The sequence below is a fragment of the Streptomyces milbemycinicus genome, assembly GCF_002154605.1.
Lineage (GTDB): Bacteria > Actinomycetota > Actinomycetes > Streptomycetales > Streptomycetaceae > Streptomyces > Streptomyces milbemycinicus.
This window is the reverse complement of record NZ_MUNE01000679.1, coordinates 1-7,163: the sequence shown is the minus strand read 5'-3', so window position 1 is coordinate 7,163 and position 7,163 is coordinate 1. Positions and strand designations below refer to the sequence as shown.

General features: G+C 69.5%; 7 protein-coding genes. 4 read left to right on the top strand and 3 right to left on the bottom strand.

Annotated features, from left to right (window positions below):
• The coding region (locus tag CCN51_RS42535; RefSeq protein ID WP_211303301.1) for an AfsR/SARP family transcriptional regulator at nt 1-810 on the bottom strand (810 nt) is incomplete at its 3' end.
• Nucleotide 811: 1 nt separating this feature from the next.
• On the bottom strand, nt 812-2,104 hold the full coding sequence (locus CCN51_RS42530) for a M18 family aminopeptidase (protein WP_014178049.1): 1,293 nt from the start codon (nt 2,102-2,104) through the stop codon (nt 812-814).
• 230 nt (nt 2,105-2,334) lie between these two features.
• Here CCN51_RS42530 and CCN51_RS42525 point away from each other — a divergent pair, with 230 nt between their 5' ends.
• Together CCN51_RS42525 and CCN51_RS42520 are read left to right on the top strand one after the other, a co-directional pair.
• On the top strand, nt 2,335-3,012 hold the full coding sequence (locus CCN51_RS42525) for a TNT domain-containing protein (protein ID WP_014178050.1): 678 nt from the start codon (nt 2,335-2,337) through the stop codon (nt 3,010-3,012).
• Between the two features lie 5 nt (nt 3,013-3,017).
• Entirely contained in the window at nt 3,018-3,407 is a 390-nt protein-coding gene (locus tag CCN51_RS42520) for a hypothetical protein (protein ID WP_014178051.1), read from the top strand.
• 76 nt (nt 3,408-3,483) lie between these two features.
• Here CCN51_RS42520 and CCN51_RS42515 read toward each other — a convergent pair whose 3' ends face one another.
• Nucleotides 3,484-5,310 carry an acyl-CoA dehydrogenase gene (locus CCN51_RS42515; protein ID WP_014178052.1) on the bottom strand — a complete coding sequence of 609 codons (1,827 nt, stop codon included), beginning with the start codon at nt 5,308-5,310 and terminating at the stop codon, nt 3,484-3,486.
• Nucleotides 5,311-5,470: 160 nt separating this feature from the next.
• On the opposite strand from CCN51_RS42515, the gene CCN51_RS42510 reads away from it, so the two are divergent.
• Entirely contained in the window at nt 5,471-5,968 is a 498-nt protein-coding gene (locus CCN51_RS42510; RefSeq protein WP_086860799.1) for an SseB family protein, read from the top strand.
• A gap of 111 nt (nt 5,969-6,079) precedes the next feature.
• The gene (locus CCN51_RS42505; protein ID WP_078610561.1) at nt 6,080-7,051 is read left to right on the top strand and encodes a pirin family protein; all 972 of its coding nucleotides are present in this window, start codon (nt 6,080-6,082) and stop codon (nt 7,049-7,051) included.
• Nucleotides 7,052-7,163: the final 112 nt, after the last annotated feature.

Sequence of the window (7,163 nt, the reverse complement as noted above, 5' to 3'; positions counted from 1 at the left end):
AGATGTGTATACGAGCCAGTCGCAGACCTGCGCGGTGGGCTCGGCGGCAGCGCGCGGGCGCCCCGCCGTGGGGGCGGCGCGCAGGATCTCCTCGTACGCGGTGCGCAGCCGCTCGCCCGGGTCGACCCCCAGGTCGTCGGCGAGGAGCTGCCGGGTGCGGTGGTACCAGGCGATCGCGTCCGACTGCCGTCCGATGCGGTACAGCGCCAGCATCAGGGCCGCGATGAGCCCTTCACGCAGCTGGTTGGCCACGGCGGCCGGATGCAGTACGTCGGCGGCCATCTCGTACTGGCCGAGCGCCCCGTGGGCGCGCGCCAGCGCCTCGACGGCGGCCAGCCGCCGCTCCTCCAGGGCATGGGCCGCCGCGGCGAACGGCGGGCTGGGCACCGTGCCGGTGAGGGCCGGTCCGCGCCACAGATCGAGCCCCTGGCGCAGTAGATCCACGGCCTGCTCGGGGGCGGTCTCGGGCCGGGCGAGGGAGACCAGTTCGGAGAAGCGCTCGCTGTCGACGAGCTGTTCGGGCATGCGGAGCCGGTAGGCGGAGCCGTGGGTGATCAGCTCCACGCCGTAGGCATCGGCGCCCGCCTCGGCGAGCGTCGCGCGCAGCCGCGAGACATGGCCCTGGATGACGGTGCGGGCGTGCTCCGGCGGCTCCTCGTCCCACAGACAGGTGATCAACTGCTCGACGGGAACAGTGGCGTTGGGCTGCAGCAGCAGCATGGCGAGCAGGCTGCGCCGCTTGACCGGGCCCAGCGTGATCTCTCCGGTGCCGGCGGTCACGGCCACCGGCCCGAGTAGAGAGAAGTCCAAGTCAGCCCTCCAGGAAGGCGGTCATAGCCCTGGTCAGGAGCTGGGGGTCCCGGGCGCCGCACAGTTCGCGGGCCGAGTGCATGGACAGGATGGCCGCTCCCACGTCGACGGTGGTGATGCCGTGCCGGGCGGCGGTGATCGGTCCGATTGTAGTGCCGCACGGCATGGCGTTGTGCGAGACGAAGGTCTGCCAGGGCACGCCCGCGCGCTCGCAGGCGGCAGCGAAGACGGCGCGGCCGCCGCCGTCGGTGGCGTATCTCTGGTTCACGTTGACCTTGAGGATCGGGCCGCCGTTGGGCAGTGGGTGGTGGCCGGGCTCGTGCCGCTCGGCGTAGTTGGGGTGGACGGCGTGTCCGGTGTCGGAGGACAGGCAGACCGTCCCGGCGAGGGCGCGGGCCTTGTCCTCGTACGCCCCGCCGCGGGCGAAGACCGAGCGCTCCAGCACATTGCCGAGCAGCGGGCCCTCGGCGCCGGTGTCGGACTGGCTGCCGTTCTCCTCGTGGTCGAAGGCGGCGAGGACGGGGATGTACGGCAGCTCGGGGCGGGCGGCGGCGGCGGCGAGCGCGGTGGTGCCGGAGTGGACGGACAGAAGATTGTCCATCCGAGGTCCGGCGATCAGCTCCTGGTCCCGGCCGAGGTAGGCGGGCGGGTCGACGCTGTGCGCCATCAGATCCCAGCCGCTCACCTCGGCGGGAGGTACCCCGGCCGCTTCGGCGACGAAGCGGATCAGAGCGCCCTCCTCGAAATCGCCGAGGCCCCAGATGGGCGTCATATGGCGCTGCTTGTCGAGCTTGAGCCCTTCGGTGTTGACGCCCCGGTCGAGGTGGACGGCGAGTTGGGGAACGCGCAGCAGCGGCCGGTCGACGGCCACCAGGTGGTGCGAACCGTCCCTCAGGGTGAGCCGGCCGGAGATGCCGAGGTCGCGGTCCAGCCACGTGTTCAGCAGGGCGCCGCCGTAGATCTCGACGGCGATCTGCCGCCAGCCGTGTGCCGCGGTGTCGGGAATCGGCTTGACCCGCAGATTGGGGGAGTCGGTGTGTGCCCCCACGATCCGGTAGGGAGTGGAAGGTCTCGCCCCGTCAGGCACGTACCAGGCGATGATGGCGCCGCCTCGCAGGACGTACTTACCGCCCGTCCCGCCGTCCCAGGGCGCGGTCTCCTCGACCTGCCGGAATCCCACCTTCTCCAGCCGCTCGGCGGCACTCGCCACCGCGTGGTACGGCGAGGGGGCGGCGGCGAGGAAGGACATCAGGTCGTCGGTATGGCCGCGGTCGAAGTCGGAGTGCGCGCTCATGTGAACAGCATAGATTCGAGAACCGCCTGGAGCCCGTGTTCGATTGGGGCCTGTGGAAAACGGCTGAGAGAACGCGACGGGGCCCGGCGTGGCGTGGCGGGGGTGTATTGCGGCTTCCGTGGGATCGTGCTGCGCCGATCAGATGAAGATCGGCCGCTTGGCGATAAGAAAGGCGCTTTTCCTCCTATATCTCCTGTGATCGTGCCATAACGCACTGAAGGGGATATCGGATGCGCGCTCTTCGTCACGTCTTCCTCGTCCTTGGGGCACTTCTCCTGCTGTGCACCGGCGCGCCGGCCGTGGCGCAGCCCACCGCCCCGTCCGTCGCCGCCCCGTACCCGAAGGAACCTGTCCCCTGTCCCACCACGGACCGGGTGGGGGCCCGCACTCCCCCGCCGGCCCCGTTCCAGAAGTACTACGAGGACGACTGGCGGCTGGGCCCCGCGCAGCTCCCCCGGAGCGGGCCGATCGCCGAGATGCTCAAGGGCTGGGAGCGGCTGGACCATCTGTCGTCCACCGAGTTCCTCGACTGCTACTGGAACGACGAGACCTCCGGCTGGTGGTTCCCGGACCCGGACGGCTGGGTGCTCATCAACGGTACGCCGCTGCATGTCACCGTCACCCTGCAGCCCGGACAGAAGCTCGATCTCTTCGGCAGCGGCTTCGGCCACTTCCTCGCCCCGGCCGGTACGCCCTTCGCCGAGCGCGCGCTGCCGCCCAGCAACCTCAACACCCTCGATTCGGCGTTCCCCTTCGGCTACCACCTCTATGAGGTCGTGGAGCCCTTCACAGCGGAGGCCGGGCCCATCAGGCCCTGGTTCGCCCAGCCGGGAGGCGGTCTGCAGTACCTCACCACTCCCTCGATCCCCCAGCTCGTCGCCGCCGGTAACCTCCGGCCCCTCAACTGACGCGCATGGACCGGCGGGAGCTCGTCCGGGCCCTGCGCGAGGACCGGGTCCCCGACGCGCTGTACGACATCCCGGGTGTGCACGACATCCCGGTCCAGCCGGACGCGTACTACTTCCTGCGACCCGCGCCGGACGGCTGGGTGGTGGGGCTGCGTGAGCGCTCCAAGGACCGGGATACGCGCTGGTTCGGCTCGGAGGACGCGGCCTGCCGCGACCTGCGCGCGAAGCTCGCCGCGTCCCCGCCCCCGGCCGGGGGCGGGCGCGTAGCGGATGTGCTCGCGCACAGCGAGGAGATCCAGCGGCAGGCCTGGCGCGACTTCGAGCGCGCGCTGCGCGAGCAGCGGCGCGAGAGCGGCAAAGACGCGCCGGGCCCCGGCCCCGACGCGGGCGCGTGAACAGGACGGGCGCGTGAACGGAAGAGCCGGGTGCCCCGCGCGGGGCACCCGGCTCGATGATGAGGAATGAGAGGAATCAGAAGGCCTCTTCGGCCAGGTCCATCAGGGAGCTGTCGACGGACTCGGCCACGGCGCGCTGGACCGCGACGCCCGGCAGCACCTCCTGGGCGAAGAACTTCGCGGCCGCGATCTTGCCGGCGTAGAAGGACTTGTCCTTGGCGGAGGCGCCGGGCAGCTTGTCGGCGGCGATCGCCGCGCCCTTGATCAGCAGATAGCCGATGAACACGTCGCCGGAGGCGAGCAGCAGCCGGGTGGCGTTCAGGCCGACCTTGTAGATGGTGGCGACGTCCTGCTGGGTGGCGGCGAGGTCGGTGAGCATGGTGCCCACCAGCCCCTCCAGATCCGCGGCGGCCTTGGCGAGCGCGTCGCGGGCGGCGGTCAGCTCCTCCCCGCCGCCGGCCTCGGCCAGGAACTTCTTGATCTCTTCCGAGATCACGTTCAGCGCCTGGCCCTGGTCCCGGACGATCTTCCGGAAGAAGTAGTCCTGGCCCTGGACGGCGGTGGTGCCCTCGTAGAGGGTGTCGATCTTGGCGTCCCGGATGTACTGCTCCAGCGGGTACTCCTGGAGGTAGCCGGAGCCGCCGATGGTCTGCAGGGACTGCGCCAGCTGCTCGTACGCCTTCTCCGAGCCGTAGCCCTTGACGATGGGCAGCAGCAGGTCGTTGAGGGCGTGCGCGGCGGAGGTGTCCTCGCCGGCCGCCTCCAGGGCCTGGATCTCGTCCTGGACGGAGGCGGTGTAGAGGACGAGCGAGCGCAGGCCCTCCGCGTACGCCTTCTGCGCCATCAGGGAGCGGCGCACATCGGGGTGGTGGGTGATGGTGACGCGCGGGGCGCTCTTGTCGGTGAAGGCGGCCAGGTCCGGGCCCTGGACGCGCTCCTTGGCGTAGTCCAGCGCGTTGAGATAGCCGGTGGACAGGGTCGCCATGGCCTTGGTGCCGACCATCATCCGGGCAAACTCGATGATCTTGAACATCTGGCGTATGCCGTCGTGCTTCTCGCCGAGCAGCCAGCCCTTGGCCGGGTGGTCCGCGCCGAAGGTCAGCTCGCAGGTGTTGGAGACCCGCAGGCCCATCTTGTGCTCGACGTTGGTCGTGTACGCGCCGTTGCGCTCGCCGAGCTCGCCGGTCTCCCAGTCGAAGTCGTACTTCGGCACGATGAAGAGGGACAGCCCCTTGGTGCCCGGGCCCGCGCCCTCGGGGCGCGCCAGCACGAAGTGGATGATGTTCTCCGAGAGGTCGTGCTCACCGGAGGTGATGAACCGCTTCACGCCCTCGATATGCCAGGAGCCGTCCTCCTGGCGGACCGCCCTGGTGCGGCCGGCGCCGACATCCGAACCCGCGTCGGGCTCGGTGAGCACCATGGTCGCGCCCCACTGCTTGTCCACGATGTGGCGGGCGATCGCCAACTGCTCCTCGGTGCCCTCGTCGTAGAGGACTCCGGCGAAGGAGGGGCCACAGGCGTACATCCAGATCGGGGTGTTGGAGCCGAGGATCTGCTCGGCACAGGCCCACAGCAGCGAGCGCGGGCAGGCGGCTCCGCCGAGGTCCTCCGGGACGCCCAGGCGCCACCACTCGGCGTCCATATACGCCTGGTAGCTCTTCTTGAAGGACTCGGGCACCGGCGCGGTGTGGGTCTTGGGGTCGAACACCGGCGGGTTCCGGTCGGCGTCCGCATAGCTTTCGGCCAGCTCGTTCTCGGACAGTCGGGAGATCTCCGAGAGCACGCTCTTGGCGGTCTCGACGTCCATCTCCTCGAACGGTCCCGTGCCGTACAGCTTGTCGCGCCCGAGCACCTCGAAGAGGTTGAACTCGATGTCGCGGAGATTCGACTTGTAGTGCCCCATGGCGAACAGCTCCGTAAGGCTCGGGAGGCGGCGGACCTCTTCAATGGCATCGCGCGATCGATCGTCGATCGCCATGATGCTACCCGTGGGTAATAAAGAGCAACCCCCGATAGGGCAACTGTGACGCACCAGGCTTCGGTGACTCAGTACGCTGCTGTCCATGTACGGCTACGACCAGAACGCGAGCGCAGGGCAGGGTTACGCGGCGCCGCCGCCGCAGCCGGGGCAGCAGCCGCCTCTGTCACACCACCCACAGCCGGGCGCCGGCTATGGCGAGCAGCCGCTGTACCCGGAGCCCTCCCCGCCGTCCCTGGCCGACGCGGTGCGGGCCTTCACCACCGGCTCCATGTCGGCCGAGGACTTCCAGCAGATCTTCGCGACCTCCAAGGTCTACTGTCCGCGCGGTGACAACCCCGGATTCCTCGCCCTGCACAACACCCAGCAGCCGGTGATCCCCATGTTCACCTCGCTCAAGGAGCTGCGCCGCTACGCGGGCAAGGAGTCCAAGTACTTCGTGATCACCGGCGCCGAGGTGATCGACCTGCTGCCCACCGGCTACGGCTTCGTCCTCGACATGGAGGGCGATCACCGGATGGTCTTCGACGCCAAGGCCGTGGAGCAGATGGTCGACTTCGCGATGCGCCGGATGTATGGCTGAGCGTCGGTAAGTAATCACCGTGCGTCCCCGGACGCGCCTGGAAATAAAGGCCCCCTTGCGGGTCGTTCATCCTTCAACTAAGTTGAACCTTGAACGACCGAGGAGGCCGTCATGCCAGCAGTGACCGTAGACAACCCGTTGACCCTGCCCCGCGTCGCCGCGCCCGCCGACGCCCAGCAGCGCCCCGTCCTCGCCGTCACCACCGCTCCCAGCGGTTTCGAGGGTGAGGGCTTCCCGGTGCGGCGCGCCTTCGCCGGCATCGACTACAAGCACCTGGACCCGTTCATCATGATGGACCAGATGGGCGAGGTGGACTATCAGCCCGGGGAGCCGAAGGGGACCCCGTGGCACCCGCACCGCGGCTTCGAGACCGTCACGTACATCATCGACGGGATCTTCGACCACCAGGACTCCAACGGCGGTGGCGGCACCATCACCAACGGTGACACCCAGTGGATGACGGCCGGGTCCGGTCTGCTCCACATCGAGGCGCCGCCGGAGCACCTGGTCATGTCCGGCGGTCTCTTCCACGGCCTGCAGCTGTGGGTGAACCTGCCGAAGAAGGACAAGATGATGCCGCCGCGCTACCAGGACATCCGCGGTGGCCAGGTCCAGCTGCTCACCTCCCCGGACGGCGGCGCGCTGCTGCGCGTCATCGCCGGTGAGCTGGATGGTCACAACGGGCCCGGCATCACGCACACCCCGATCACGATGGTGCACGCGACGCTGGCGCCGGGCGCCGAGATCAACCTGCCCTGGCGGCAGGACTTCAACGGCCTCGCGTATGTGCTCGCGGGCCGCGGCACCGTCGGCGCCGAGCGCCGCCCGATCCACCTCGGCCAGACCGCGGTCTTCGGCACCGGCTCCTCGCTGACCGTGCGCGCGGACGAGAAGCAGGACTCTCACACGCCGGACCTGGAGGTCGTCCTCCTCGGCGGCCGGCCGATCCGTGAGCCCATGGCGCACTACGGGCCGTTCGTGATGAACACCCGCGCGGAGCTCCAGCAGGCCTTCGAGGACTTCCAGAAGGGCCGGCTCGGCACGATCCCCGCGGTGCACGGGATGTCCGAGGGCGGAATGTAAGGCTCGACAGGGCCACATCCGCCAGGACCAAATGCCAACGAGCCCCGTCCGGATATGGACGGGGCTCGTCGGCGCTCACGGGCGGATCACCCGTCTTTCAGTGCTGCCTGGT

What these genes read in the sequence shown, in the direction of transcription:
- CCN51_RS42520 (WP_014178051.1), top strand. Translation starts at nt 3,018, where the DNA reads ATGGACCGGCGGGAGCTCGTCCGGGCCCTGCGCGAGGACCGGGTCCCC.
- CCN51_RS42530 (WP_014178049.1), bottom strand. Translation starts at nt 2,104, where the DNA reads ATGAGCGCGCACTCCGACTTCGACCGCGGCCATACCGACGACCTGATG.
- CCN51_RS42515 (WP_014178052.1), bottom strand. Translation starts at nt 5,310, where the DNA reads ATGGGGCACTACAAGTCGAATCTCCGCGACATCGAGTTCAACCTCTTC.
- CCN51_RS42525 (WP_014178050.1), top strand. Translation starts at nt 2,335, where the DNA reads ATGCGCGCTCTTCGTCACGTCTTCCTCGTCCTTGGGGCACTTCTCCTG.
- CCN51_RS42510 (WP_086860799.1), top strand. Translation starts at nt 5,471, where the DNA reads ATGTACGGCTACGACCAGAACGCGAGCGCAGGGCAGGGTTACGCGGCG.
- CCN51_RS42505 (WP_078610561.1), top strand. Translation starts at nt 6,080, where the DNA reads ATGCCAGCAGTGACCGTAGACAACCCGTTGACCCTGCCCCGCGTCGCC.